Origin of the sequence: Aquipuribacter hungaricus (assembly GCF_037860755.1) — a bacterium.
Taxonomy (GTDB): Bacteria; Actinomycetota; Actinomycetes; order Actinomycetales; family JBBAYJ01; genus Aquipuribacter; species Aquipuribacter hungaricus.
The window spans coordinates 1-25,859 of the sequence record NZ_JBBEOI010000027.1 but is presented as its reverse complement, the minus strand read 5'-3'; the positions used below and the strand labels follow the sequence as shown (position 1 = coordinate 25,859).

Below are 25,859 nucleotides of genomic sequence, written 5' to 3'. Positions count from 1 at the left end.
CGGCGCCGTGCGCCAGCCGGTCGCCGCCCCGGGCGGCCCCCCGCGCCAGCCGGACGAGCCGGTCGACCACGGCGACCGGGCGTGACGGGTCGGGCAGGGCGCGCGTCGTCGCGGGGGGCACGGGGGCGAGGCTGTCAGAGACGGGCACGGCCCGCACGGCTCCGGCGCAGGGCTCAGGCCGCCCGGACCCGGGCGAGCCGCTCGTCCATGCGGCGGTCGAACTCCTCGAGCAGCCGCACCACCTCGGGCCGGTCGAGCGCCTGCTGCACCTGCTCGGCGCCCTCGGCGACCGCGCCCTCGGGCGCCTGGGCGGCGGCCTCGGCGTCCTCGCTGGAGCGGGTGAAGCGCCGGCGGGCGAACGAGAGCACCGAGCCGGTGAGGTCCTTGACCTGGCCGAGCCCGTCGCTCACCGCGCCGCGCAGGAGCTTGAGGTCCATCTCGTCGACGACCTTCTCGTAGGCCGCGCGCACCTCGGTCGCCTCCTGGGTGAGCTGGTCGCCCGCGGGGCCGGCGAGCTCGCCGAGGGCCAGCCGGCGGTGGGTCGCCCGGCCGAGCAGGAGGACCCGCGCCACGTCGTTGGGGACGCCGTGGACCGCGGTGATGACCTTGGTGTACTTGCGCACCGGGAAGAACAGGACCTTGCGGACCGCGCGGGCGGCGAAGCCACGTCGACGGGCGCCCTCGTCCCGGTACAGCGGCTCCAGGGCCGGGGCGGCGTAGCTGCGGCCCTGGGCGCGCAGCGTCCGGCTGACGACGGTGCGGGTGGCCCGCTCGGCCACGGCGTCGTCGAGGAACGGCACCGGCAGGAACCGGGTGGCGGCGCGGACCAGCGCGCACGCGGTCCACTCACGGACCAGGCCGGTCGACGGCTCGGGCACGGGGGAGGTGTTCGTGTCAGTGGTCATGAGGTCCGACAGGTACCCAGCCGGGGGCCTCCGTCACACCCCGGGTCCTCCCGGTGCACCCTCGGGGGCCCCCGGCGGGGCCGCCGCGGCCGCGAACGCCTGGCTGACGAGCTCCCGGTGCGACCGGCCGGCCGCGTCCCGGCCGTGCAGCGACATCGGTGAGGGGGACGGGCAGCGCAGCACCCGAAGGGTGCCGCCCGGGGTGGCGCCGTCCGGCCCGGCCGTGACCCCTTCTGTCCCTCCGGTCGCGACGCCCCACTCCGCCTGGGCGTCCCGGCCGAGCAGCACGACCGTGTCCAGGCGGGGGAGCAGGTCCAGCAGCGCGCGCAGCCACGGGGCGGCACGCCGGGCCTCCGCCGGGCGGGCGCGGGTCCGCCGGCCCGGGGGCACCCGGTCGGGGTCGTGCACCCACCAGGGCACGACGTTCCACAGCAGCACGTCGCCGTCGGGCAGGCCGGCGGCCTCGCACGCCCGCAGCACGCCCGCCGAGGTGGCGTCGTCGGCGTACGGGCTCACCAGCCGCGCGCCGTCGCGGGCGGAGCAGAACGGGTCCTGGCGCAGCAGGAGGACGCGGGCGCGGACCCCGCCGCCGCCGGGGTCGACGTCCGGCACGTGCTCACCGGTGCGAGCACGGACCTGCCCGACCAGGTCGGTGAGCGGGGCGACGTGGGGCTCGTGCAGCCGGGCGCGCGCCCGCTCGAGGGCGGGCGACCCCTCGGCGAGCAGGCGCCCGGCCTCCAGCGCCCGCCGGTTGCGCACGGCCACGGCCTACCCCTCGAAGGGGGCGGGCCTCCCGAGCAGGAAGCCCTGCGCGAAGCGCGCCCCGGTCGCGTGGACGAGCTCCAGCTGGCCGACGGTCTCCACGCCCTCGACGAGGCACTCCGCGCCCACCGCCGTGGTGAGCTCCACGGCGCTGCGCAGGACGGCCTCGCGGCGCGCGTCGGACAGGTCGACGAGGAAGCTCCGGTCGATCTTCACCAGGTCGACGGGCAGGTCCGCCAGGTGGCTGAGGCTGGAGTAGCCGGTCCCGAAGTCGTCGACCGCGACCCGCACGCCGAGGTTGCGCAGCTCCTGCAGCTGGCCGAGCACGCTGCTGCGCGAGGGCAGCATCTGCGACTCGGTGATCTCCACGGTGAGGCAGCGGCTGACCGTGCCGCTCTCCTCCAGGGCCTCGCGCACGGTGCGGACGAAGTCGCTGCGCACCAGCTGCTGGACCGACACGTTGACCGTGACCATGTCCTCGTGGCCCTGGGCCCGGCGCGCGGCGGTCTGGCGCAGCGCCTCCCGCAGCACCCAGCCGCCGACCTCGACCATGCGCCCGGCCGTCTCCAGCGCCGGCAGGAACGACGCGGGCAGCAGCACGCCCCGGTCCGGGTGGCGCCAGCGCAGCAGCACCTCGTTGCCGACGACCCTGCCCAGGCGCAGGTCGTGGATGGGCTGGGAGTACAGCTCGAACTGGTTCTCCTCCACGGCGCGCTCGAGGTCGACCTCCAGCGCGGCGAGGTCGAGCACCTGGCGGCGGTGCTCCTCGGTGAAGACGGTGTAGCGCGACTTGCCGGCGTTCTTGGAGGCGTACATCGCGATGTCGGCGTTGCGCATGACGGCGTCGGCGTCGGTCTCGCCGGGCGAGGTGAACACCACGCCGATGCTCGCCCGCAGCGTCACCGGGTGGCCGTCGACGACGAGCGGCTCCGACAGCGCGGCGGTGACGCGGCCGTGCACCGGCAGCCAGTCCTGCTCGTCGGCGCAGCCCTCGAGGACGAGGACGAACTCGTCGCCGCCGAGGCGGGCCACGGTGTCGCCGTCGCGCACGCTGCGGGTCAGCCGCGACGACACCTGCCGCAGCACCTCGTCGCCGTAGGTGTGCCCGCGGGTGTCGTTGATGGTCTTGAAGCCGTCGAGGTCGAGGAACGCGATGGTCACCGCACCGCCGTCGCGGGCCACCCGGTGCAGCGCGTGCTCGATGCGGTCGCGGAGCAGGACGCGGTTGGGCAGACCGGTGAGGGCGTCGTGGGTGGCCGCGTGCAGCAGCCGCATCTCGTCGTGCCGGGCGCGGGTGATGTTGCGGAAGGTGCAGAGCACGCGGTCGGCGTCGATGGGGACGACGACGTTGTCGTAGACGCCCTCCCAGGTGCTGCCGGGGGAGACCTCGACGACCAGGCGCTGGGTCTGCTGGCTGCGGAACGCCTCGAGGAGCACGGCGTGGAAGCCGGTCTCGTCGGCCTCGGGGAAGAAGTCGCGCACCGAGCGCCCGACGAGCCCGTCGAGCGTGAGGCTGCCGGCGCCGGCCTGGTTCATCCGCACGAGCAGCGCGTCGACGACCTCGCCGTCGGGGCCGCGGTCGGCGGTGAAGATCGAGATGCCGTCCGGGCTCGCCTCGAGGGCGGCGTTGAGGATGGCGCGCTCGGCCTCGACCGCGGCGAGCAGCTCGTCGCCGACCAGCGCCGCGCGGGCCTCGACCTCGACGTCGTGGACGAAGGCGAGGACATACGGCGGGCGGCCGTCCTCCTCGACGGTGCGCCACTGCAGCCGGACCCACCGCTCCCCGCCGAGCGTGCTCCGCACCCGGCACGTGAACACGCCGTGGGTGCGGCCCATCTCGTGGGAGGCGATCTCGACGAAGGCGAGGTGGCGGTCCTGGGGCGCGAGCAGGTCCAGCGCCTTGGACCCGGCCATGGACTCGGCCGAGCGGCCGACCAGCCGGGCGAAGGCGGGGTTCGCGTCGAGGAGGGTGCCGTCCATGCTGATCTGCACCAGCCCGAGGGGCATGCGCTCGACGACGCTGCTGCTGCGGGCGAGGGCGTCGTCGGCTGCCTCCAGCACGGCAGGTCCTCCCTCCGTCACGGCGGTCGTCCATCTCGGGTGCACACCAGGTGGTACCCCGGCGTGCACCCCACCACACGGACCGTCACCCGAACGGTCCCCGTCCGGGCAGGACCAGGTCGGGTGGCTGCCTGCGGACACTACCGCCGCGGTCCGGCAGGGAGGGGGAGCGGCGACCTCAGCGCGCGGGCGCGGGAGTGCCGGCGGCGGCCCGGCGCACGGCGGCGCGGTCGCGGCGCAGCGCCTCCAGGGCGACGACGGCGCCCACGGCCGGCAGGAGCCCGAGCGCGACGACGAGCCACGACCAGCCCCGCACCCACCGCATGGCGACGACGGCCGCGCAGCACAGCAGGTACAGGCCGCCGTGCAGCGGGCCGACGACCCCGGTGACGGCCTCGGCGTGCACGGTGACGATGTTGACCAGCAGCACGACGAGCGTCGCGGTCTCCGCCCACGCCGTGGCGAGCAGGACGGGGTCGACGAGGCCGGACCTCGCGGCGAGGGCAGGGGAGCGGCGGCCCAGCAGGACGTCAGTCACGGCCCCAGTCTGCGACAGCGGCCGGGGCGCCCCGGTCCGGGGTCCTCGCGCCTGTCCCACGACCCGCCGGAGATAGTCGGGACGACCGACGAAAGACGACGTGCACCCGGCTGGTGTCGAGTCACTGCTGGCGCTTCCGGTGGACGTCCAGAAGCATCAAACGAGATTCAAACAGCGCAAGGCAGAGCAACAGGATGGCGATCATTCGTGCAATCTTCCGTTCTGTCCGTCGTCCGGTCTAGCGTGACGGCGCCCCACCCCACAGAACCCTGCGGGCTGACCCCAGCCCGCCAGCCCTGGAGCGACGATGACGTCTCGCACCCCCCGCCCGCGCACGCTCGTCGCCGTCACGGCGATCGCGTCGCTGGCCGCCACCCTCGGTGGCACCGCACCCGCCTCGGCCGACCACACGGCCACCCCTACCTCTGTCACGCTCGCCGGCACCTTCCAGTCCGAGCTGGGCTGCCCCGGTGACTGGCAGCCCGAGTGCGCGGTCCCGCGCCTGGCCGACGCCGACGGCGACGGCACCTGGACCGGCACGGTCGAGCTGCCCGCCGGCGAGTGGGAGTTCAAGGCCGCCATGGACGGCGCCTGGACCGAGTCCTACGGCGTCGGCGCCGACAACGCCACGGTCACCACCGCCTCCGCGGGCGAGGTGACCTTCGGCTACGTCGAGAGCACCCACGCGATCACCGTGGACACCGGCAGCACCGGGGGCATCGACCCCGCGGTGCTCGACCTCGCCCGGCCCAGCCTGCGCGAGGACCTCACCGACGAGGTCTTCTACTTCGTCCTGCCGGACCGGTTCCACGACGCCGACCCGTCGAACAACGCCGGCGGGCTCGAGGGCGACCGGCTCCAGACCGGGTACGACCGCACCGACGAGGGCTTCTTCCACGGCGGCGACCTCGCCGGCCTGCTGGACAAGATGGACTACCTCGAGGGCATGGGCGTCACCGCCATCTGGATGGCGCCGGTCTTCAAGAACCAGCCGGTCCAGGGTGACGGCGCGGGCCAGACCTCCGCCGGCTACCACGGCTACTGGACGGTCGACTACACCCAGATCGACCCGCACTTCGGCACCAACGCCGAGCTCGAGGCCCTCATCGACGAGGCGCACTCGCGGGACATGAAGGTGTTCTTCGACATCATCACCAACCACACCGCGGACGTCGTGAAGTACCAGGAGGGCGTCTACGACTACGTCGCCAAGGCCTCCGAGCCGTACCGCGACGCCTCGGGCGAGCCGTTCGACGACCGCGCGTACGCCTCCGGCGGCGAGTTCCCCGAGCTCGACCCGGCCGTGAGCTTCCCGTACACGCCGTTCGTCCCCGAGGGCGCGCCGGTCAAGACCCCGGCGTGGCTCAACGACCCGACGATGTACCACAACCGCGGTGACAGCTCCTTCGCCGGCGAGAACTCCGTCTACGGCGACTTCTTCGGCCTCGACGACCTCTTCACGGAGCGTCCCGAGGTCGTCCAGGGCATGGTCGACATCTTCGAGCCGTGGGTCGACCGCGGGGTCGACGGCTTCCGCATCGACACCATGAAGCACGTCAACGTCGAGTTCTGGCAGCAGTGGGCGCCCACGATCGAGACCTACGCCAAGGAGGACGTCGGCAACGAGGACTTCTTCATGTTCGGCGAGGTGTTCAGCGCCAACGAGCAGCTGCTGTCCATGTTCACCACCAAGGGCGAGGTGCAGGCCGTCCTCGACTTCGGGTTCCAGGACGCCGCGGCGGGCTTCGCCGCCCGGGGCGCCAGCGCCTCCACCATGCGCGACTTCTTCGCCGCGGACGACTACTACATCGACGCGGACTCCAACGCGTACAGCCTGCCGACGTTCCTCGGCAACCACGACATGGGCCGGATCGGGCACTTCATCGCCCAGGGCAACCCGGGTGCCGACGACGCGGAGATGCTCGCCCGCGACCGCCTCGCCCACTCGCTCATGTACTTCTCGCGCGGCATGCCCGTCGTCTACTCCGGCGACGAGCAGGGCTTCACCGGCTCCGGCGGCGACAAGGCCGCCCGCCAGGACATGGACGCGACCGGGACGACCGTCTACCTCGACGACGACCTGATCGGCACCGACCGCACGCACGCCGTCGAGAACTTCGACACCGCGCACCCCGTCTACACCACCCTCACCGAGCTGGCGGCGGTCAAGCGCGACTCCGTCGCCCTGCGCTCGGGCGCCCAGCTCCAGCGCTACGCGGCCGAGGGCGCCGGCGTGCTGGCGTTCTCCCGCGTCGACCGCGAGGAGCGCGTCGAGCACCTCGTCGTCAGCAACAACGCCGAGACCGCGAGCACCGCGACGTTCGCCACCGGCACGCCGGGCGCGACGTTCACCCCGCTGTGGTCGACCGGCGGGGCCACCCCGCTGGCGGCCGGGGCGGACGGCGCGGTCACCGTCACGGTGCCCGCGCTCGGCTCCGCCGTCTACGTCGCCTCCGCCCCGCTGCCCGTCAGCCAGGCGGCCCCCGGCATCAGCGTCCAGGCCACCGAGGTCCTGGACTTCGACCTCGACGGCCAGACCCGCGAGGCGCAGGTCTTCGAGGCCACCCTCGACCGCGACCTGTACGCCGAGGTCAGCTTCATGAGCCGCACCGACGGCGGGGAGTGGACCTACGCCGGCACCGACGACAACGCCCCCTACCGCGTGACGGTGGACACCGAGGCGCTCGAGGCCGGGACGACCGTCGAGGTCGCCGCGGTCGTCGACGACATGGCCGGGCACACGGCGGGTGCGCAGAGCGCGGCCGTCACGGTCGGCGAGGAGCCGCAGCCGCCGGTCGGCGGGCTCCAGGACTACCTGGTCGTCCACTACCCGGAGACCGCGGACGTCGACGACGTCAGCCTGTGGGCCTTCGGCGACGTCGAGCCGGGCCTCCTGGACGGGCGCACCTACCCCGACGGCCTGGACTGGGCCGGCGAGGACGACTACGGCGTCTTCCGTGCCATCCCGACCGACACCTCCGACGGCGCCAACCAGGACATCGGCTTCATCGCCGTGGACTCCGCCGGGAACAAGAAGGGCACCGACGCCGACCGGTTCGCCAACCCCTCGCTGACGCCCGAGGTGTGGCTGCGGCCGGACAGCGCCGAGGTCTTCACCAGCGAGGCCGCGGCCCAGGGCTTCGTCACGGTGCACTACCAGCGCCCTGACGGCGCCTACGACGGGTGGGGCCTGCACGTCTGGGGCGACGCCCCCGTGACCGGCACCGAGTGGACCGCGCCGCTGCCCCCCACGGGCGTCGACGAGTTCGGGGCCTACTGGGACGTGCCGGTCGACGACGTCGACGCCGCGCTCAACTTCATCGTCCACAGGGGGGACGAGAAGGACCCGGGTCCGGACCAGTCCCTCGTACCCTCCCAGCAGGCCGACGTGTTCGTCGTCTCCGGCGACGAGACGCTCCACGCGACCGCCGCCGCCGCGGAGGGCCTCGCGGTCCTGCACTACCGCCGCGAGGCGGGCGGCTACGAGGGCTGGGGCCTGCACACCTGGACCGGCTCGGCGAACCCCACCGACTGGGCCAGCCCGCTGCAGCCGGTGTCGACCGACCGCTTCGGCCAGGTCTACGAGGTGGCGCTCGCCGACGGCGCGACCGTCCTCAACTACATCTTCCACAAGGGCGACGAGAAGGACCTGCCCGAGGACCAGGTGCTCGACCTGGTGACCGTCGGCCACGAGGTCTGGATCATCTCCGGCGAGGAGGGGTACCTGCTCCCCGTGCAGGCAGGCAGCGGAGCAGAGCCGGGCGACCTCGCGACGAGCGAGGCCCACTGGCTGGGCGAGGACGTCATCGCGTGGGACGTGGACGACGCCGAGGCGACGTACACGCTCCACACCTCCGCCGACGGCGGGCTCGAGCTCGCCCCCGGCGGGGTCGGTGGCGGCGAGACCGTCGAGCTGGAGTACCTGTCGGAGACGCTGCCGAAAGAGCTCGCCGAGCAGTGGCCGCACCTGGCCGGGTACGCGGCGCTCGGCGTGCCGGACGGCGTCGACGCCGCCGAGGCCCTCAGGGGCCAGCTCGCCGTGTCGTCCGCCCGCGGCGAGACCCGCACCGGCGCGACCGGCGTGCAGGTCCCGGGCGTGCTCGACGACCTCTATGCCGACGCCGCCCGTGGCGCCGAGCTGGGCGTCACGTGGGACGGCGACGTCCCGACGGTCCGCCTCTGGGCCCCCACCGCCCGGTCCGTCACGCTGCACCGCTTCACCGACCCGGCCGCCCCGGCGCCGGGGACGACGACGGCGATGGAGCTCGACGAGGCCTCCGGCGTCTGGTCCGTCACCGGCGAGGCCGGCTGGGACCGCCAGTACTACCTGTTCGAGGTCGAGGTCTTCGTGCCCTCGACGGGTGCGGTGGAGCGCAACGTCGTCACCGACCCGTACTCGGTCAGCCTGTCGACGAACTCGACCAAGTCACAGCTCGTCGACCTCGCCGACGCCGACCTGGCGCCGCAGGGCTGGTCCTCGGTCGGCACCCAGGCCCCGGCCACGCCCGAGGAGATCAGCCTCTACGAGCTGCACGTGCGTGACTTCTCGATCAGCGACGAGACGGTGCCGGAGGAGCTGCGCGGGACCTACAAGGCCTTCACGCAGTCCGGCTCGGACGGCATGACGCACCTGCGCGAGCTCGCCGAGGCGGGCCTGACGACGGTGCACCTGCTGCCGACGTTCGACATCGCCACCATCGAGGAGGACCGCGCGCAGCAGGTCGTCCCCGAGGTCCCCGACGCCGGCCCGGCGTCGGAGGAGCAGCAGGCGGCCGTCGCCGCAGCGGCCGGGGAGGACGCCTTCAACTGGGGCTACGACCCGTTCCACTACACGACGCCCGAGGGCTCGTACGCGACCGACCCCGAGGGGACGACCCGCGTCCGCGAGTACCGCGAGATGGTGCAGTCGCTCAACCAGACCGGGCTGGGCGTGGTGGTGGACGTGGTCTACAACCACACCGCCAGCTCGGGCCAGGCGGACACCTCGGTCCTGGACAAGGTCGTGCCCGGCTACTACCAGCGGTTGCTCGAGGACGGCAGCGTCGCCAACAGCACGTGCTGCTCCAACACCGCGACCGAGCACGCGATGATGGAAAAGCTCATGGTCGACTCCGTCGTCACCTGGGCGAAGGAGTACAAGGTCGACGGGTTCCGCTTCGACCTCATGGGCCACCACTCCAAGGCGAACATGCTCGCCGTGCGTTCGGCGCTGGACGCGCTCACCGTCCAGGCCGACGGCGTGGACGGCGAGCGGATCTACGTCTACGGCGAGGGCTGGAACTTCGGCGAGGTGGCGGACGACGCCCGCTTCGAGCAGGCCACGCAGGCCAACATGGCCGGCACCGGCATCGGGACCTTCAACGACCGGCTCCGTGACGCCGTGCGTGGCGGCGGGCCGTTCGACGAGAACCCCCGCGTCCAGGGCTTCGGCTCCGGGCTGCTCACCGACCCCAACGGCGACCCGGTCAACGGCGACGAGGCGGCGCAGCGCGCGCGGCTCCTGCTCGGCATGGACCAGCTCAAGGTCGGCATGGCCGGCAACCTCGCCGACTACGAGTTCGTGTCGAGCAGCGGGGAGACGGTGACCGGCAAGGACGTCAGCTACAACGGCGCCCCCACGGGGTACACCGCCGACCCGCAGGAGAACATCCTGTACGTCTCGGCGCACGACAACGAGACGCTGTTCGACTCGCTGGCCTTCAAGCTGCCCCAGGGCAGCGCCATGGAGGACCGGGTGCGGATGCAGCAGCTGTCGCTGTCGACGGTCGCCCTCGGCCAGGGCGTCTCGTTCTTCCACGCGGGCACCGACATGCTCCGCTCGAAGTCGCTCGACCGGAACAGCTACGACTCCGGCGACCACTTCAACGTGCTCGACTTCTCCTACGAGTCCAACAACTTCGGGGTCGGCCTCCCGCCGGCACCGGACAACGAGGACAAGTGGCCGTACATGCGGCCGCTCCTCGAGGACCCGGGCGTGGAGCCGGCGCAGGCGGACATCGAGGCCTCGGTCGCACGGTTCCGCGACCTGCTCCGCGTGGCGGGCTCGTCGCCGCTGTTCTCGCTGACCACCGCCGAGCAGGTGCAGCAGAAGCTGTCCTACCTCGACGGCAGCGAGGTCCCCGGCCTGGTCGTCATGCACCTGGACGACACGGTCGGCGAGCCGGTCGACCCGGCGCTGGACCGCGTGGTGACGGTGTTCAACGCCACCAGCACCGAGCAGGTCTGGACCGCCGAGCAGCTCGCCGGCGCCGGGCTGGTCCTCAGCCCGGTGCAGGCGCAGGGCGCCGACCCGGTCGTCAAGGGCGCGACGTTCGCCGGCGGCACCTTCACGGTGCCGGCGCGGACGACCGCGGTCTTCGTCGAGCCGACCGCCCAGGAGCCCGTGAGCGTCGAGCTCCAGCTGCGAGCCGGCGGCAAGCCCGCCGTCGTCAACCCCCGCAGCCGCGGCGAGCTGTCGCTCACCGTGCTGTCCAAGCCCGGCTTCGCCCCGGTGACCGACCTCGACACCGGCTCGCTGCGCTTCGGCGCGACGGGTGACGAGGACTCGGTCACCACGTGCGAGGCCGGCGGGGACCTCGACCGGGACGGCGTGGCCGACCTGGTCTGCACCGTCAGGGTCCAGCTCACCGGCATCGAGCACGGCGACACCGAGCTCCTGCTCACCGGCACGACCGTCGGCGGCGCCCCCGTCGACGGGAGCGTCGCGGTGCGGACCGTCCCGACGAAGGGCAGCCCGCGCGGCTAGCCCCTGACCGGTCAGCAGCCGAGCCCCGCACCGTCCGTCGGTGCGGGGCTCGTCTGCGTCACGGGCTGGTCCTCACCGAGGATGCCGCTGCGCCCTCGGGCCGGCCGGTGGTCGCTGCGGCACGCTGGGCCCGTGGTCCGCGAGCTGGTCGTCCTGGGCACCGCCTCGCAGGTGCCCACCCGCGCGCGCAACCACAACGGCTACCTGCTGCGCTGGGACGGCGAGGGCGTGCTCGTCGACCCGGGGGAGGGCACCCAGCGGCAGATGACGTACGCCGACGTGTCCGCGTCGTCGGTGACGCGCGTCTGTCTCACGCACCTGCACGGCGACCATTGCCTGGGCCTGCCCGGCGTGGTCCAGCGGATGGCCCTGGACGGCGTGGCGCGCGAGGTGCCGGTCCACTTCCCGGCCGGCGGCGAGGCGCACGTGGCGGCCCTGCTCGCCTCCAGCGCCCACGTGGAGACCCTGCAGGTACGGCCCGCGCCGGTCCCGCCGACGCCGGCCCCCGGCGTGGTCGTGGCCGACGGCGCGGCGTGGACGCTCACCGCCGTCGCGCTGGACCACCGGGTGCCGACGGTCGGCTACCGGCTGCAGGAGGCCGACGGCGTCCGCATGCTGCCGGAGCGGCTGGCCGCCCTCAGCGTCGCCGGCCCGGACGTCGGCCGGCTGCAGCGGGAGGGGGTGGTCGAGATGGGCGGTCGGCGGGTGGCGCTGGACGAGGTCAGCGAACCGCGGCCCGGCCAGTCGGTCGCCGTCGTCATGGACACCCGTGCCTGCGACGGCGCCCTCGCGCTCGCCCGGGGCGTCGACCTGCTCGTCTGCGAGTCCACGTTCCTGGACGCCGACCGCGACCTCGCCGAGCGCTACGGCCACCTCACCGCCCGGCAGGCCGGCGAGCTCGCCGCCCGCGCCGGGGCCCGCCGGCTCGTCCTCACCCACTTCTCCCAGCGCTACGGCGACTCCGGCGAGCCGTTCCTCGCCGAGGCGCAGCAGGTCCACGACGACGTCGTGGCGGCGGAGGACGGGATGCGCGTCGCGGTGCCGCGCCGGCGGTGACCATCCCCACAGGCCAGTGGTGACCGGACGACGGGTGCCGGCGAGGCACCCAGTCCGGGGATCGCCGCCGACTCAGCCGGCCAGCACGCACCCGGGGAGGACGACCGTCGGCCGCGGGTCGCCGGGGGAGGCCTGCCGCGGCACGCCGAGGACCTGCAGCGCCGCGACGCGGTTGGTGACGCCGAGCTTGCCGTAGGCGTGCTCCAGGTGCTTCTCCACCGTGCGGGGGGCCGCGCCGACCCGCCGGGCGATCTGGGCGCTGGTCAGCCCGGCGGCGGCCTCGGTGAGGACACGCTGCTCGGCGGGCGTCAGGCGCGGGCCCGGGACGACGGTCGCCGCGCTCGTGCCGCAGGGCGCGGCGAGCCACGTCGACGGCGTGCCGACCTGCAGCACCCGGTGAGAGGCGCCCGGGTGGTGGGTGCGCCGCACCGCGGCACGCACGTGCGGCCGGACGAGCAGCATCAGCCGGCGCTGCCGCTCGGTGAACGGCCGGCCGTCGGTCACCACGCTGAGGCCCTGGGCGCGCGTGCCCTGCCGCGACAGGAACGTCGTCATCTGGTCCTCGGCCCACAGGAACCGCAGCGCCTCGCCGTACACCTCGCTGGAGCGCCACTGCTGCCGCGGCATGAGGTCGGAGATCCTGACCCCCTCGAGCTCGGCGCCGGCGACCGCGAGCCGGAAGAACGGGTGGGAGCGCATGACGGCGGCATAGGCGGCGAGCACCGCGCCGTCGGCCAGGGCCTCGGGCCAGAACAGGTTGTACTCGGCGGCCACCGCCAGGTCGACCTCGTGGACGACGGCGCCGGGCGCGTCGACCAGCCGGCACAGGGCGGGGAGCAGGACGCCGGTCACGTCCTCGCCGTCCTGCACGGTGGCGGCCTCGGCGGCGAAGTCGAGCGCGGCGGCCAGGTCGCGGCCGGACGACGTCATGACGGCGCTCCTCCCTGCCGTAGCCCGCCACGGTAGGCCGGGACCCGGGGCGAGGGCCAGGGACGGTGGCCACCTACGTAGTTCTACGCATCGACGTCCCGGTGGCCGGCTCCTAGCGTCTGCCGGGGCGGCGCAGGTCCGTCCGTGCGGGGCTGGGGGAGGCAGGGTGCGGGGACCGGTGGTCCGCGACGGGGGTCGCAGGAGCTCGTCCGGGGACGGGCGGCGAGGGAACGGTGGCGGCGGGGCGGGGGGCAGGTCCTCCCGGCCGCCGCGGGGCGGCGGCTTCGTCCGGCCGGCGTCGTGGGGCGGCGCTCAGCGCGAGACGGTCCGCCGCGGCTGGGGGGAGCGCAGCGCGCTGCTGCGCTGAGGGCCCACCGGTGCCGGCAGGGGCGCGCGGATGATGGGCACGGGGAAGCGCGCCGCTCGGATGGGGTCGAGCGTGGCGTCGGTGATGCCCGCGGTGAAGTCCTCGAACCCGAACACCCGGAACAGCGCCTCGCGGCCGAACTTGCTGCTGTCGGCCACGAAGAACGCCTCGCTGGCCACCGAGCGCATCTTGCGCTTGAGCTCGGTCTCGTAGCTGGACGTCGAGAAGATGCCGTCGTCGGTGACGGTGTCCGCGCCGAAGATCGCCACGTTGACCCGCATGGTCTCGATCTGCTGGACCGACGTCGGGCCCCACATGGCCAGCCCGCTCGGCAGCAGCTCGCCGCCGATGAAGACCAGGTGGATCGACGGCTTGCTCGCGATCTCCAGGCCGACGCGCAGGTCGTGGGTGACCACCGTCAGCCGGGAGTGCGTGAGGTGGCGCGCGACCTCGAGCGTCGTGGAGCCGGAGTCCAGGATGATCGTCTGGCCCTCGAGGACCCGTTCGGCCATGGCCGCGCCGATGGCCTCCTTCTCCGGCTGGTGGGTGCCGGGCGGGGGGCCCTGCACCGCGGGCTCCTCGCGCCGTACCGGCACGACCCCGCCGTGGGTGCGCTCGACCAGGCCTTGGGCCTCGAGCTTCTCCAGGTCCCGCCGCACGGTCGAGGTGTCGACCCCGAAGGCGTCGGCGAGCGAGCGGACGCTCGCGAAGCCCTGCTGCTGGAGCAGCACGGTGATGTCCCGACGGCGCGACATGACTCCCCCTCGTTGATGGCCCGCCGGGAGCCTAGCAACGTACCTGCGCGATATCGCGCAACTTTCTGCGCGATTCATGGGTCGCGTGCCGCAAAGTGCTCGACACGGCGCGCGATCCGGTCGTACGGTCAGGCCAAGCACGCACGGGTCCGCTCATCAGCAGCCGGCAGCCGTGCCCACGTTCACGAAGGAGTGACGGAACATGCGCAACAGACTTGCCCTCGTCGTGGCCACGGGTGCCGCGGCCGCTCTTCTCGCCGGCTGCGGGTCCGTCGGCGGCACCACCGCCGAGCCGGCCGCAGGCGGCTCCGCCGACGGCGCCGCGGCGTCGGGCGACAAGACCATGGTCACCGTCGTCAAGCTCCAGGGGATCGCCTGGTTCGACCGCATGGCGGTCGGGGTGGACGAGTACGCCGAGGAGACCGGCATCGACGCCCGCGTCGAGGGTGCCGACGACGTCAGCCCCGAGAAGCAGATCCAGATCATCCAGGACCTCATCGCCCAGAGCCCGACGGCCATCACCGTGGTCCCGAACTCGCCCGAGGCGCTGTCCAACGTCCTGGCCCAGGCCCGCGAGCAGGGGATCATCGTGGTCTCCCACGAGGCGTCCGGCATCGAGAACGTCGACATCGACATCGAGGCGTTCGACAACGCCGCGTACGGCTCGCAGATCATGGACAACCTGGGCGAGTGCATGTCCGGCGAGGGCGAGTACGTCCAGTTCGTCGGCGGCCTCACCGCCAAGACCCACATGGAGTGGGTCGGCGCGGCCTACGAGAACCAGCAGGAGAACTTCCCCGGCATGACCCGGGTCGAGGACCCGATCGAGAGCACCGACAACGAGAACGCCGCCTACGAGAAGGCCAAGGAGGTCCTGGCCAAGTACCCGGACATCAAGGGCTTCCAGGGCTCGGCGGGCAACGACGTGCCCGGTATCGCGCGCGCGGTGCTCGAGGCGGGCCTCGAGGACGACGTCTGCGTCATGGGCACCTCGATCCCGTCCGCGGCCGAGAAGTACCTGGCCGACGGCTCCATCGACAAGATCTTCTTCTGGGACCCGGCCCTGGCCGGCAAGGCCCAGCTGAAGATCGCCGAGATCCTCGCCGACGGCGGCACCGTCGAGGAGGGCACCGACCTCGGCATCGAGGGCTACGAGTCCCTGGTCAAGGTCGAGGGCTTCGACAACGTCTACGCCGGCGACGCGGCCGTCGAGGCCGACGCGGCTGCCGCGGCCGAGTTCGACTTCTGAGCCCAGCCCCGTCCCGCCCGTGACCGGGGCGGCCCTGCGAGGGGCCGTCCCGGTCGCCGGTCGCGCGCCCGAGAGGACAGCCATGACCGCACCCCCCGGCACCGACGCAGCGGTACCCGTGCTGCAGGTCCGTGACATCCGCAAGACCTACGGCGGGGTGGCCGCCCTCAAGGGCGTCTCCCTCGACCTGCTCCCCGGCGAGGTCCACTGCCTGGCGGGGGAGAACGGCTGCGGGAAGTCGACGCTGATCAAGATCATCTCGGGCGTCGAGAAGCCCGACTCGGGCGAGATCGTCGTCGACGGCGTCGCCCACCGGTCCATGGACGCGGCGGCCGCGATCAAGAGCGGGATCCAGGTCATCTACCAGGACTTCTCGCTGTTCCCGAACCTCACCGTCGCCGAGAACATCGTCCTGACCGCCGCGGTCGCCGACCGGCGTCGGCTGTACTCCGCCAGGGCCGCCCGCCCCGCGGCGGAGGCCATCGTCGGCGAGCTCGGGCTCTCGCTCGACCTGGACGCCGACGTCGAGCGGCTGTCCGTGGCGGACAAGCAGCTCACCGCGATCTGCCGCGCCCTGGTCAACGAGGCCCGGATCATCATCATGGACGAGCCCACGACGGCCCTCACGCACCAGGAGGTCGACCGCCTCTTCGGGCTGGTCGAGACCCTCCGCCGCCGGGGGGTCGCCCTGATGTTCGTCTCGCACAAGCTGGACGAGGTGCTCACCGTGTCCCAGCGGCTCACCATCCTGCGCTCGGGCGCGCACGTGGTCACCGGCCCGGTGCAGGACTTCGACCGCGAGAGCATCGCCACCCACATGACCGGCCGCGAGGTCGACATCTCCCGCGTCGTCAGCGAGCTGCCTGCGGGGGCCGAGCCCGTGCTGCAGGTGCGCGGGCTCAGCCTGCGGGGCGCGTACTCCGACATCAGCTTCGAGCTGCGCGAGGGCGAGATCCTCGGCATCACGGGGCTGCTCGGGTCCGGGCGGACCGAGCTCGCCGAGTCCCTCTTCGGGGTGCTGCCGAGCGAGTCCGGCGAGGTCCGCGTGGCCGGGCAGCCGGTCCGGCTGCGCTCGATCGACGACGCCGTGCGCGCCGGGATCGGCTACGTGCCGGAGGACCGGCTCTCGCAGGGCCTCTTCATGGAGAAGTCCATCGCCGACAACATCATCGCCGGCTCGCTGGCGGCCCACCGCACGCGCTGGGGCACCCTGGACGCGCGCCGGATCCGCGGCACCATCTCCGGGCTGTTCACCCGGCTGCGGATCAAGGCGCCCAACGCTGCCGCCCCGGTCCGCTCGCTCTCCGGCGGGAACGCCCAGCGCGTCGTGCTCGGCAAGTGGCTGGCCACCCGCCCGCGCATCCTCATGCTCAACGGCCCGACCGTCGGCGTCGACGTGGGCTCCAAGGCCGACATCCTCGAGCTGCTGCGGGGCGAGGCCGCCCGCGGGATGGCCGTCGTCATCATCTCCGACGACGCCCCCGAGCTCGTGGCCAGCTGCCACCGGGTGCTGGTCATCCGGCAGGGCCGGCTGGTGCACACGCTGGTCGGCGACGAGGTCGAGGTCGGCACCATCCTGACGAGGATGGCCGCATGAGCAGGTTCCGCGGTGCCAACAACGAGGGCGTGCTCGTGCTCGTCCTGGTGGTGCTCGTCATCGGGATGTCGCTGGCGAACCCTGCGTTCTTCTCGGTCTCGACGCTGTTCGCGGTGCTCCGCAGCTCGATCGTGCCGCTGGTGCTCGCCCTCGGCGTGCTCATCGTCATCATCTCCGGCGGCATCGACGTGTCCTTCGCGGCGATCGCCGTGTTCGCGGCCTACTCCACCGTGCTGCTCACCGCCACGGACCCGCTCGGGCTCGGGATCGTCGGGGCCGTGCTCTGCGCCCTCGCCATCGGGGCGCTGCTGGGGCTCGTGAACGGGGTCGTCATCTCCCGGTTCCGCCTGCCCACGCTCATCGTCACCCTCGGCACGCAGGGCATCTTCCGCGGCGTCCTGCTCACCTACGTCGGGGCGGCGTACGTCGCCAACCTGCCCGGCCCGCTCGCCGCGCTGTCCACGGTGGACATCGTCGAGACCACCGTCGGGGGCCGGCGGGTGAGCCTCACCGCCATGGTCGTCGCGCCCGTCCTGCTCTGCCTGCTGGTGGCCTGGGTGCTCCGTCGGACCATGTTCGGCCGGGCCGTGTACGCCATCGGCGGGGACCCCGAGGCGGCGCGCCGGGCGGGCTTCCGGGTCGCCCGGACCCAGATGGTCGTCTATGTCGTCGTCGGCATGATGGCGGCGGCCGGCGGCCTCATCTTCATGATCATGGGTCGCAGCGCCAGCCCGCAGGACCTCGTGGGCGGGGAGCTCGACATCATCGCCGCGGTCGTCCTCGGCGGGGCGTCCATCTTCGGCGGGCGCGGCTCGGTGCTGGGCACCGCGCTGGGTGTCCTGCTCGTCCAGGTCATCAACAACAGCCTCATCCTCGCCGGGGTCCCCAGCGCCTGGCAGCGCACCGCGGTGGGCCTGCTGCTCATCGTCGGCGTGGGCGTCCAGGCGCTGGCCGCCCGGCGGTCCGCCACCACCGTCCACGCCCACGACGAGGAAGGGGTGCCGGCATGAGCACCTCCCAGCGCACCGCCCCCGGCACGGCCGGACGGCCGGACGGGCCTGGCGGCGCGACCGGCGGCCCCGGTGGTGTCGGCGGGCTCGTGTCGCGGCTGCAGGTGGACCGCCGGCTCGGCCGGATGGCGGTCCTGCTCGTCGTCGCCTTCTCGTTCTTCGCCGTGCTGGACCCGCGGGTCTTCCTCAGCCCGATCAACCTCCAGAACATCATGGTCGCCTCGCCGGAGATCGGTGTCCTCGCGGTGGCGATGATGCTGGCGATGCTCACGGGCGGCATCGACCTGTCGCTCGTGGCCATCGCCAACCTGTCCGCGATCTCCATGTCCATGGCGTTCAGCGCCCTGGCAGCCTCGGACCCCGCGCTCGCCGAGCAGAGCGCGCCGCTGCTCGTGCTGCTCGGGGCGTCCGTCGGCCTGCTGTGCGGCGCCGTCAACGGGGTGCTCGTCTCCCGGGTCGGCATCACGCCGATCCTCGCGACGCTGGGCAGCATGCAGGTCTTCAACGGCCTGGCCATCGTGTGGACGGGCGGGAGCGTGCTCTACGGCTCCCCGGCAGTCCTCACTGCGGTCGGCCAGTCCACGGTGGCCGGTGTCCCCGTGCTGTTCCTCGTCTTCCTGCTCGTCGCGGCGGCCGTCGCGGTCGTCGTCAACCGGACGCCGGTCGGCCTCAAGATCCAGCTGCAGGGGGCCAACCCGGTCGCCGCCCGCTACTCCGGCGTCGACAGCCGCTCGGTGCTCACCCGGACGTACCTGCTGACCGGCCTGCTCGGCGGTATCGCCGGGGTGCTGTTCCTCACCCGCAACCCCACCGCCTCGGCCGACTACGGCGCCTCCTACGTGCTGCTCGTCATCGTCATCGCCGTGCTCGGCGGGACGAACCCCAACGGCGGGTTCGCGACGGTCGCGGGGGTCGTCCTGGCGACCCTGACGCTGCAGATCGTCGCCAGCGGCTTCACCGCGATCCGGCTGTCGTCGTACGAGTACGCCATCGCCCAGGGGGTCATCCTCGTCGCCGTGATGGTCAGCGACACGGTGCGGTGGCGCGGGCGCCGGCGCGGCAGACCGCCCCGCACCGACGCCGACAGCGCCACCGAGGCCGCCGTCGTCACCTGAGCAGGACCCCCCAGACCAGCGCCACCCCGTTCCCGGAGGGACACATGAAGAAGATCATCAACGACCCGGCCGCCTTCGTCGACGAGTTCGTCGACGGCATCCTGCTCGCGCACCCGGACCTGCTCAAGGTCCCCGGGGACGACCGCCGCATCCTCGTGCGTGCGGACGCGCCGGTGGCGGGCAAGGTCGGCATCGTCACCGGCGGCGGCTCCGGCCACCTGCCGCTGTTCAAGGGCTACGTCGGCGCAGGCCTGTGCTCCGGCGTGGCCATCGGCAACGTGTTCAGCTCCCCGAGCTCGCAGCAGGTGTTCGAGGCCACCCAGGCCGTGCACGGCGGCGCCGGCGTCCTCTACCTGTACGGCAACTACGGCGGTGACGTCTTCAACTTCGACCTCGCCGCGGACCTGGCGGAGCTCGAGGACATCGAGACCCGGACGGTGCTCGGGCGCGACGACGTGGCCAGCCAGCCCAAGGAGCGCAAGACCGACCGCCGCGGCGTCGCCGGCATCTTCTTCGCCTACAAGGCCGCGGGCGCGGCCGCCGAGCGGGGCGACAGCCTCGAGCAGGTGGCCGCCGTCGCCGAGGACGTCGTCGAGCACACCGCCACGATGGGCATCGGCCTGTCACCGACCATCCTGCCCACCACGCAGCAGCCGAGCTTCGACCTGCCGGACGGGGAGATGGAGATCGGCATCGGGATCCACGGCGAGCCCGGCATCCACCGCGGTCCGCTGGAGACCGCGGACGCGATCGCGGACCGGCTGGTCCCGGCGCTCGTCGCGGACCTCGGCCTGGCCGACGGCGACCGCGTCGCGGTGCTCGTCAACGGCATGGGCGCCACCCCGCTGGAGGAGCTGTACGTGCTGTACCGCCGCGTGCACCAGATCCTCGCCGCGCAGGGCGTCACCATCGCCCGGCGCTACGTCGGGGAGTACGCCACGAGCCTGGAGATGGCCGGGGCGTCGATCTCGCTGCTCGCCCTGGACGACGCACGCCTCGCGCTGCTCGACGCCCCTGCCCGCAGCCCGTTCTTCCAGGAGGGCTGAGCCGTGCGCGCGCCCGACATGAACGCCGCCGTCCGCAGCAGCCTCGCCGAGCTCGTCGGGTACGCCGACGAGCTGCGCGACCTCGACCAGGCCCTCGGCGACGGCGACCTGGGCATCACCATCTCCCTCGGCGCGGAGGCGGTCATCGCGGCGCTGGAACAGCTGCCCGAGGACACCTCCCCGAGCCTGCTCGCCCGGGAGTGCGCCAAGGCCTTCGCCAACGCCAACCCGTCGACCATGGCCGCGCTCGTGGCCGGCGGTCTGCTCGCCGGCTCCAAGGTGTGGACCGACCGGGACGAGGTCGACGTCGCCGACGCCGGCCGCTTCGTCCGGGCGGCGGGGGAGAACATCGCCCAGCGCGGCAAGACGCAGCTGGGGGACAAGACCATCCTCGACGCGATCATGCCGGCGGCCGACGCGCTCGAGGCCGCCGCCGACGCGGGCGCCGGGCTCGAGGCCGCCATCCAGGCCGCCGGTCGCGCGGTGGTCGACACCCGCGGCCTGCAGTCGCGCCGCGGCCGCGCGTCCTGGCTGCAGGAACGCAGCATCGGGCTGCAGGACCCGGGGGCGACGGCCTTCTGGCGCTTCCTCGAGTCCTGGCACGCCGCCAGCCCCGCCACCACCCCCCACTCCTGAGGAGACCACCCGCATGACCTCCATCGCCTACCTGGGCCTCGGCACGATGGGCCGCGGCATGGTCGCGAACCTCACCGCCGCCGGCCACGACGTCACCGTCCACAACCGCACCCCCACCGACGTCTCCGACCTCGGTGCCCGCTCCGCCGGCAGCGTCGCCGAGGCGCTCGAGGGCGCCGAGGTGGTCCTGTACTGCCTCGCCGACGACGCTGCCGTGCGTGCCGTGGTCCTGGGGGAGGGCGGCGTCGCCGAGGTGGCGACCGCCTCCCAGGTGGTCGTCGACCTGTCCACCATCAGCCCCGGCCTGTCCGACGAGGAGGCCGCGGCCTTCGCGGCCCGCGGGGTGCCGTTCCTCGACGCCCCGGTGTTCGGCTCGAAGGGCGAGGCCGCTGCCGGCGGGCTCTGGATCGTCGCCGGCGGTGACGCCGACGTCCTCGCCCGGGTGCGCCCGGTGCTGGACGTGCTCGCCGAGACCGTCCACCACCTCGGTCCCCAGGGCTCCGGCGCACGCATGAAGCTCGTCGGCAACCTCCTGGTTGCCGCGCAGCTGGAGGCGCTCGGCGAGGCCCTCACCCTCGCCCGCTCCGCGGGGCTGGACCTCGCGACGGTGCTCGAGGTGCTCGCGGTCACCGACTTCCGCTCGCCCATCTTCGACGGCGTCGGCCCGACGGTCCTCGCCGGCGACTACAGCCCGTCCTTCGCGCTCGACCTCATGGTCAAGGACGCCGGCCTGATCCAGGACTTCGCCGACTCCCTGGGCACCCCCGTGCCGACGGTGGCGGTCGTGCGCTCGTCGCTGGACGAGGCGGTCGAGCGCGGCTACGGCGGCGAGAACGCCTCGGCGCTCATCAAGGTCGTCGCCGCCCGTGCCGGGGTGGACCTGGCGGGCGCCCCGGCCGCCGGCTGACGGGAGCGGCGGCGATCGCCGCCCGTCCTGCCTCCCGTGTATCAGGGCGGGGCGCACCTCCTCCTGCGGTGCGCCCCGGTGCCGTCGTGCCGACGCACCACCGCCCGTCCAGGAAGGCCCGCCATGAGAACCGCCTACCGCGTCCTCGCCTCGCTCGTCGCGTTCCTCGTCGTCGTCCAGGCCGCCGCCATCGCGTGGGCGATGACCGGCCTGACGGCCTGGGTCGCCGACGGCGGCACGCTCGACGCCGCCGCCATGGAGAGCGGCGAGGAGCTCTTCCCCGAGGTCGTGGGCTTCATGGTCCACGGCATGAACGGGATGATGCTCATCCCCCTGGTCGCGCTCGCCCTGCTCGTCGTCTCGTTCGTCGCGCATGTGCCGCGGGGCGTGGCGTGGGCCGGCGGGGTGCTCGGCCTGGTCGTCCTGCAGGTGCTGCTCGGCATGTTCGGGCACGGTCTGCCGCTGGCCGGGCTCCTGCACGGTGCCAACGCGCTCGTCCTGCTGGGCGTCGCGTCCACCGCCGCCCGCCGGGCCAAGCCCACGGACGCGCCCGTCGTGGTCCCCCGCGCGGCCGAGGCGCGTCCCGTCGGCCGCACCGTCTGAGCGTGCCGGGTCCCGGCAGCCCCGACGAGCCGGTCAGCGCCGCCCGTCCGGTCAGCCCTGCCCGTCCGGTGCGCCCGGTCCGTCCCCTCAGGCGCGCGGTGGTGCTCCTCAGCGTGCTGGCGGCGGCCGGGCTCGTCGCCGTGCCGGCGTGGTCCTGGCAGGCGTCGCTGCTGCCGTCGTCGTACGGCGCCCACGACATGGGGGTGGTCGACCTCGGCGGGGGACCTGCGCCGCAGGACCACGGCGGGCACGGGGCGGGTGCCGGTGGTCACGAGACCCAGGACGGGCACGGCGCAGCCGCCGTCTCGGTCGAGGCCCTGGCGCCGCCCGCGGACCGCCCCGCCGACGTCAGCATCACCCTCACCGCACGGGCGGAGCCCGTCGAGCTCGGCGACGGCACGGTCGTCGACGGCTACACGGTCAACGGCACCTCGCCCGGTCCAGAGATCCGGGTCGTGCAGGGCCAGCTCGTCGAGGTGCGGTTGGTCAACGAGTCCGTCGAGGGCGGGACGACGCTGCACTGGCACGGCGTGGACGTGCCCGGCGGCATGGACGGCGTGGCTGGTGTCACGCAGGACGCCGTGCGGGTCGGCGGGGAGCACGTCTACCGCTTCGTCGCCGAGGACGCCGGGACGTACTGGTACCACTCCCACCAGCTGTCCCACGAGCAGGTGCGGCGGGGCCTGCTCGGCGCGCTCGTCGTCGAGCCCGCCGACGGCACGCCCGCCGGCGACGCCCCCGCGGCGGACGTGGTGGCGCTCGTCCACCAGTACGCCGGCAGGCGAACGATGAACGGGGCGACCGGGGATGTCCGCCACCTCGCTGAGCCCGGGTCGACGGTCCGGGTGCGCGTGGTGAGCACCGACAACGGAGCCCTCACGACGTGGGTGTCGGGGGCGCCGTTCCGGCTGCTCGCCGTCGACGGCACCGACCTCGTCGGCCCGACCGAGCTGGAGGACGTCGGCGTGCAGGTCACCGCCGGCGCCCGGGCGGACCTGGAGCTCGTCGTCCCGCCCGGCGGCGCGCGCGTCGAGGTCGGCGGGGGCACCGCGCTGGTCGTCGGGCCGGCGGGCGCCGACCCCGTCGCCGAGCCCCGGCCGTACGAGCGGCTGGACCTGCTGACCTACGGCACGCCCGCCCCGACCGGTCTCGACCCGTCGCGCGCGGACCGGGAGTTCGGCTACCGGATCGTCCGGCGCCCGGGGTTCCTCGACGGCCGTCCCGGGCTGTGGTGGACCGTCAACGGCCGGATGCTCCCGGACGTGCCGATGTTCCTCGTCGAGGAGGGCGACGTCGTCCGGATGACCATCACCAACAGCAGCGGCGACGGGCACCCCATGCACCTGCACGGGCACCACGCGCTCGTCCTGTCCCGCGACGGCGAGCCCGCGACCGGCAGCCCGTGGTGGGTGGACTCCCTGCACGTCGGCGACGGCGAGACCTACGAGATCGCCTTCCTCGCCGACAACCCGGGTGTGTGGATGGACCACTGCCACAACCTGCCGCACGCCGCCGAGGGGCTCGTCGCGCACCTGGCCTACGCGGGCGTCACCACGCCGTTCCTCCTGGGCGGGGTCAACGAGCCGGAGTAGCGACGGGTCGCGCACCTGCTTTGACAGCGCTCCCACGACGACGCAGGCTGACCGGCGACGACGACGTCGACCCCTGTGGAGGCACCCCGTGCGGACCGGTCAGACCCCCGACACCCAGGCCTGGCAGGCCTCCCGCCGCGGCGTGCTCCGCCTGGGGGCGGCCGCCGCCGTCGCCGGCCCGCTCGCCCTGTCGACCCCGGCACAGGCAGCCGGGCTGTCCTCGCCGCGCCTGCTCGCCCGCGCCGAGGACTTCCTCCGCCGGATGACCGACGCCTACCCCGCCGCCGACGGCAGCGGTCCGCGACTGGCGCAGAGCTACTCCGACGAGAACGGCCTGTTCAGCACCGCGTTCGTCTACGACAACGCGTTCGCGGTGTGCGCGGCCCTGACCGGCCGGGACGTGGCGCTCGCCCGCACCCTCGGCGACGGCCTGCTCCACGCCCAGGACAACGACCCCGGCTACGACGACGGCCGGCTGCGGCAGGCGTACAACGTCGGGCCGTACACCTTCTACGACGGCGTCCCCTCGCCCTACGACTTCGTGCTGCCGGACGGCGGGGCGAACGTCGGCTACCAGTTCGGCTTCCTCGGCACCGCCGTCGGAGACATGGCCTGGCCCGGCATGGCGCTCGTCCAGCTCGCCGAGCACACCGGCGACCCGCGCTACCTGGCCGGCGCGCTGCGGATCGCCGGCTGGATCGTCTCGAACACCCGCTCCGAGGTGGGCCTGGGCGGCTTCTCGTTCGGGGTGACCGGGGGCAACCAGCCGGTCCCCAACAAGTCGACCGAGCACAACATCGACTGCGTCGGCTTCTTCTCTCAGCTCGCCGCGGCCACCGGCGACCAGGACTGGCTCGAGCAGGCCGCCCACGCGCGGGCCTTTGTCGAGCGCGTCTGGGAGCCGGTCGAGGGCTTCTTCTTCACGGGGTCGAACGACGGCGTGACGATCAACCCCGACCCGCTGCCGCTGGACCCGCAGACCTGGAGCTGGCTCGCGCTGCAGGACGAGGAGTACGCCCGGGCGCTGGACTGGGCCGGTCGCGAGCTCGCCGCCACCGACGACGCCTCCCAGCCGACCAGCCAGCTGCCCGACGGGATCCAGGTGTCCGGCGTGACCTTCAGCTCGGCCAGCCTGCGCTCGACGGCGCAGTACAACGGCACCCAGGTCCACCCGCAGGGCGTCTGGCTCGAGGGCACCGCGCAGCTGGCGTGCGCGCTGGCGGACCGGCGACGCGGCGGGGACCGTCGGGCCGCCCGGCAGCTGCTCGACCAGGTCGCCGTCGCCCAGCGCGAGGTCGGCCAGGGCCAGCGGGTCGGTGGGCAGGTGCTCCCGGCCGCGTCCGGGGTCGTCGCCGCGTCCAGCCTGCTCGACTCCGGCTTCGGGTTCGGCTACTTCCAGTCCCAGCACGTCGGGGCCACCGCCTGGTACGTCATGGCCGGCCGGGACGCCAACCCGATGGTGACCGGGGGGCTGCGCTGACCCCGTCCGGCGGCTGAGCGACCCGTGGCGCGGTCCTGGACGCGGGCCCGCCACGGCCCCTCGGTTGTGTCGAGGCTGTGACGTACGGTCGCGCCGTGGTCACGAGGTGGGACGAGAGCCGGGTGCTCGCGCTCGCGCCCGACGCGTCCGCCTCGGCCGCCGGCCAGGGCCTGGCCCGCGTCGACGCGTCCTGGGAGGGCACCGGCGCGAGCACCACCGGCGTCGGCGTCACCGGTGGTACGGGCGGCGTGCTGTGGGGCCGGTGCGCCGGCAGCGGGTCGTCCGCCTACCGCGTCGCCGTCGACCTCACCGGTCCTGCGTCGCGCTGCACCTGCCCCAGCCGGAAGTTCCCGTGCAAGCACGCGCTCGGGCTGCTGCTGCGGTGGTCCCGCGGGTCGGTGCCCGAGGCGGCGGAGGTGCCCGACGACGTCGCCGGCTGGGTCGCCTCGCGCCAGGCCCGCGCCGCCGCGTCGCCGTCCGCCGGCGCCCCGGCCGCCCGGGTGCC

At 73.7% G+C, this 25,859-nt stretch carries 19 protein-coding genes; 13 read left to right on the top strand and 6 right to left on the bottom strand.

What is annotated here, in order from left to right; all coding sequences use genetic code 11:
- Positions 1 to 173 precede the first annotated feature (173 nt).
- The 4 genes from WCS02_RS05980 to WCS02_RS05965 form a co-directional block, all read right to left on the bottom strand.
- Positions 174 to 905, bottom strand: a complete 732-nt coding sequence (locus WCS02_RS05980) for a hypothetical protein (protein WP_340291007.1) — start codon at positions 903 to 905, stop codon at positions 174 to 176.
- Between the two features lie 33 nt (positions 906 to 938).
- Complete coding sequence (locus WCS02_RS05975) at positions 939 to 1,670, bottom strand: uracil-DNA glycosylase family protein (RefSeq protein ID WP_340291005.1); 732 nt, start codon at positions 1,668 to 1,670, stop codon at positions 939 to 941.
- A gap of 3 nt (positions 1,671 to 1,673) precedes the next feature.
- Positions 1,674 to 3,728 carry a putative bifunctional diguanylate cyclase/phosphodiesterase gene (locus WCS02_RS05970; protein WP_340291003.1) on the bottom strand — a complete coding sequence of 685 codons (2,055 nt, stop codon included), beginning with the start codon at positions 3,726 to 3,728 and terminating at the stop codon, positions 1,674 to 1,676.
- Positions 3,729 to 3,906: 178 nt separating this feature from the next.
- Entirely contained in the window at positions 3,907 to 4,266 is a 360-nt protein-coding gene (locus WCS02_RS05965) for a DUF3817 domain-containing protein (RefSeq protein WP_340291001.1), read from the bottom strand.
- Positions 4,267 to 4,573: 307 nt separating this feature from the next.
- Between WCS02_RS05965 and pulA the strand changes: the two genes are divergently transcribed.
- Positions 4,574 to 11,011 (top strand): pullulanase-type alpha-1,6-glucosidase, encoded by a 6,438-nt coding sequence (pulA, locus tag WCS02_RS05960; protein ID WP_340290999.1) that lies wholly within the window; start codon positions 4,574 to 4,576, stop codon positions 11,009 to 11,011.
- A gap of 132 nt (positions 11,012 to 11,143) precedes the next feature.
- Positions 11,144 to 12,067, top strand: a complete 924-nt coding sequence (locus WCS02_RS05955) for a ribonuclease Z (protein ID WP_340290997.1) — start codon at positions 11,144 to 11,146, stop codon at positions 12,065 to 12,067.
- Positions 12,068 to 12,139: 72 nt separating this feature from the next.
- On the opposite strand, the gene WCS02_RS05950 is transcribed toward WCS02_RS05955, so the two are convergent.
- Together WCS02_RS05950 and WCS02_RS05945 are read right to left on the bottom strand one after the other, a co-directional pair.
- The gene (locus tag WCS02_RS05950; RefSeq protein WP_340290995.1) at positions 12,140 to 12,997 is read right to left on the bottom strand and encodes a helix-turn-helix transcriptional regulator; all 858 of its coding nucleotides are present in this window, start codon (positions 12,995 to 12,997) and stop codon (positions 12,140 to 12,142) included.
- Positions 12,998 to 13,309: 312 nt separating this feature from the next.
- Positions 13,310 to 14,119: a DeoR/GlpR family DNA-binding transcription regulator gene (locus tag WCS02_RS05945; protein WP_340290993.1), complete on the bottom strand. Its 810-nt coding sequence runs from the start codon at positions 14,117 to 14,119 to the stop codon at positions 13,310 to 13,312.
- A 202-nt stretch (positions 14,120 to 14,321) separates the two neighbouring features.
- Between WCS02_RS05945 and WCS02_RS05940 the strand changes: the two genes are divergently transcribed.
- From WCS02_RS05940 to WCS02_RS05890, 11 genes are all read left to right on the top strand, one after another.
- Entirely contained in the window at positions 14,322 to 15,368 is a 1,047-nt protein-coding gene (locus WCS02_RS05940) for an autoinducer 2 ABC transporter substrate-binding protein (RefSeq protein WP_340290991.1), read from the top strand.
- Between the two features lie 82 nt (positions 15,369 to 15,450).
- Positions 15,451 to 16,965: a sugar ABC transporter ATP-binding protein gene (locus WCS02_RS05935; protein WP_340290989.1), complete on the top strand. Its 1,515-nt coding sequence runs from the start codon at positions 15,451 to 15,453 to the stop codon at positions 16,963 to 16,965.
- The gene (locus tag WCS02_RS05930; protein ID WP_340290987.1) at positions 16,962 to 17,975 is read left to right on the top strand and encodes an ABC transporter permease; all 1,014 of its coding nucleotides are present in this window, start codon (positions 16,962 to 16,964) and stop codon (positions 17,973 to 17,975) included. Before WCS02_RS05935 ends, WCS02_RS05930 begins: the two co-directional genes overlap by 4 nt.
- On the top strand, positions 17,972 to 19,090 hold the full coding sequence (locus WCS02_RS05925) for an ABC transporter permease (protein WP_340290985.1): 1,119 nt from the start codon (positions 17,972 to 17,974) through the stop codon (positions 19,088 to 19,090). Before WCS02_RS05930 ends, WCS02_RS05925 begins: the two co-directional genes overlap by 4 nt.
- Before the next feature lie 44 nt (positions 19,091 to 19,134).
- On the top strand, positions 19,135 to 20,136 hold the full coding sequence (locus WCS02_RS05920; protein WP_340290983.1) for a dihydroxyacetone kinase subunit DhaK: 1,002 nt from the start codon (positions 19,135 to 19,137) through the stop codon (positions 20,134 to 20,136).
- A 3-nt stretch (positions 20,137 to 20,139) separates the two neighbouring features.
- Positions 20,140 to 20,772, top strand: a complete 633-nt coding sequence (locus tag WCS02_RS05915; protein ID WP_340290981.1) for a dihydroxyacetone kinase subunit L — start codon at positions 20,140 to 20,142, stop codon at positions 20,770 to 20,772.
- A 13-nt stretch (positions 20,773 to 20,785) separates the two neighbouring features.
- Positions 20,786 to 21,679 (top strand): NAD(P)-dependent oxidoreductase, encoded by an 894-nt coding sequence (locus WCS02_RS05910; protein WP_340290979.1) that lies wholly within the window; start codon positions 20,786 to 20,788, stop codon positions 21,677 to 21,679.
- A 123-nt stretch (positions 21,680 to 21,802) separates the two neighbouring features.
- Positions 21,803 to 22,282, top strand: a complete 480-nt coding sequence (locus WCS02_RS05905; protein WP_340290977.1) for a hypothetical protein — start codon at positions 21,803 to 21,805, stop codon at positions 22,280 to 22,282.
- Positions 22,283 to 22,380: 98 nt separating this feature from the next.
- Positions 22,381 to 23,874, top strand: a complete 1,494-nt coding sequence (locus tag WCS02_RS05900) for a multicopper oxidase family protein (protein WP_340290975.1) — start codon at positions 22,381 to 22,383, stop codon at positions 23,872 to 23,874.
- Between the two features lie 88 nt (positions 23,875 to 23,962).
- The gene (locus tag WCS02_RS05895; RefSeq protein WP_340290973.1) at positions 23,963 to 25,354 is read left to right on the top strand and encodes a Tat pathway signal sequence domain protein; all 1,392 of its coding nucleotides are present in this window, start codon (positions 23,963 to 23,965) and stop codon (positions 25,352 to 25,354) included.
- A gap of 95 nt (positions 25,355 to 25,449) precedes the next feature.
- Positions 25,450 to 25,859: SWIM zinc finger family protein (locus WCS02_RS05890; protein WP_340290971.1), on the top strand; the 410-nt coding region annotated here is incomplete at its 3' end.